Genomic DNA, 1,968 nt, shown 5'->3' with positions numbered 1-1,968 from the left:
TAGAAGATTGGCGTACTGATGAAGTATGGATGTACTTAATGCAGTGGGAAAATCCCTGGGGAGGAGATAACAAAGAATTATTAGCAATGTATAGAGGAGCGACTGCGGATAATGAATGTCCCCTAGTGGTAGATACTTCCACTCCTAGCTGTGGAGATTCGCGCTTAGGTTGTTGGGTGTGTACGTTGGTGAATAAAGATAAATCGATGGAGGCAATGATACAGAATGACGAAGAAAAAGAATGGTTACAACCGCTTTTAGAGCTTCGCAACGAATTAGATATAGAAGATGACCGACCAAAACGGGATTTTCGCCGTATCTTTGGGAAAGTACAATTATTTGAAAGAAACTTAAATGGAGAAATATCGATCGAACCCATACCGGGACCCTATACTAAAAAATGGCGAGAATATTGGCTGAGAAGGGTATTAGAAGCTCAGGAGAGCGTGCGTACTAATGCCCCAGAGGAGATGAAAGATATTACCCTAATTACCACGGAGGAACTCAGCGAAATTCGCCGGATTTGGAGGGAAGAAAAGCACGAATTTGATGACCAATTACCGAAGATTTATAAACAAGTGACTGGAGAAACTTTTCAAGACCCGCGACCGGGGGCGGATAATAATCTTTTGGGGAGTGAAGAATGGGATATACTCGCGGATATCTGTGCCGAGGATTCCATGCACCTAGAATTATTGGCTAAACTGATCGATACAGAACGTCAATATTTTCTCAAAATCTCTCGCAAGGGTATTTACAAAGACCTAGAAAAATGCTTTGAGTCTAGTTCTCGTAGTAAAGAGGAAGCGATCGAAAATGCTCGTTATGTCTATGATCTAAAGAATGCCGCTCAAAGTGGCAATATTGCTCAGGTGAAAGAACAACTCAAGGAGAGTTTTAGTGAACCGGAAAAAGACCCGCAAAAACAGTTAACTTGGGCCAGTATGAAATTCCCTACAACCGATGAGGAGGAAGAATAACGGGTTTATGTAGGGTTTGCTGAATAAATCTAACAACCTTGTTGGATAAGGTTTTTAGACTTTTTTTCCCTCAAAAAGTGCCGACCATTGGAGTGATTGGGGGGAAAATCCCTGGACTTTTTCCCTGAAAATTAGGTAATTGACCACCTGAAAATGGGTAAAACCCCACACCCCACACCCCACACCCTACACCCTACCCCCACGAAAAACTTTTTGCCGCAAACCCTATGTAAACTGGCGATCGAGTGGACCATCAATAAAATTACTGTTTCCCGATGACGAGATGAAACCCTACCAAAAAATTCCTATTCGTGAATGTGGGGAACCCCTAGTACCTATACCCGCAGATAAATTTGTTATCCCTTCTCCCCATGCTTACGAGAAATTAGGGGCTAATTATCGGGGTAAATCTCCCTATTTTTTGCGACAAGGGGTGTTAAATGCTCTGATTGACGCTCAAAACCGCCTGCAAGTCTATCAACCTGGTTGGCAAATTTTGATTTTTGATGCCTATCGACCGGTGGAAGTGCAACAATTTATGGTCGATTATAGTTTTCAGACTCTCCTAGACACAAAAGGATTAGCCAAAGAGAAACTATCGGAGGCAGAAAGTCAAGCGATTTTAACAGAAGTTTACACTATTTGGGCGGTTCCCAGCGATAATGCCGCCACTCCGCCTCCCCATAGTACCGGAGCGGCGATCGATATTACCCTGGTGAACGAGAAGGGACAAGCCATCGACATGGGGGGAGAAATCGATGAGATCAGTGAGCGATCGCATCCCGATTATTATATCGCCGCAAAAAGCCCGCGAGAACAGAGTTATCATCAAAAACGAGTTTTATTGGCTAAAGTGATGGAGGAGGCGGGATTTAGCCGACATAAGGGGGAATGGTGGCATTTTTCCCTAGGGGATCAGATGTGGGCCTGGTCGCTCGATCGAGCCTACGCCATCTATGGCAGAGTGGAGGATTAAGTAGGGTTTGCG

Annotated in this window: 3 protein-coding genes; all 3 read left to right on the top strand. The window is 44.2% G+C overall.

Annotation, left to right across the window (positions count from 1 at the left end; translation table 11 throughout):
* A partial coding sequence (dndC, locus tag PX481_RS06675; protein ID WP_288094064.1) for a DNA phosphorothioation system sulfurtransferase DndC occupies positions 1-980 on the top strand: 980 nt, incomplete at its 5' end.
* 153 nt (positions 981-1,133) lie between these two features.
* Positions 1,134-1,259 (top strand): hypothetical protein, encoded by a 126-nt coding sequence (locus tag PX481_RS06670; RefSeq protein ID WP_288094062.1) that lies wholly within the window; start codon positions 1,134-1,136, stop codon positions 1,257-1,259.
* Between the two features lie 4 nt (positions 1,260-1,263).
* A complete protein-coding gene (locus PX481_RS06665) occupies positions 1,264-1,956 on the top strand; it encodes a M15 family metallopeptidase (protein WP_125731132.1) in 693 nt (230 codons plus the stop codon).
* The last annotated feature ends 12 nt before the right edge of the window (positions 1,957-1,968 follow it).

Source organism: Microcystis sp. M53603_WE2 (genome assembly GCF_030065435.1).
This window is presented reverse-complemented; position numbering and strand designations above follow the sequence as displayed.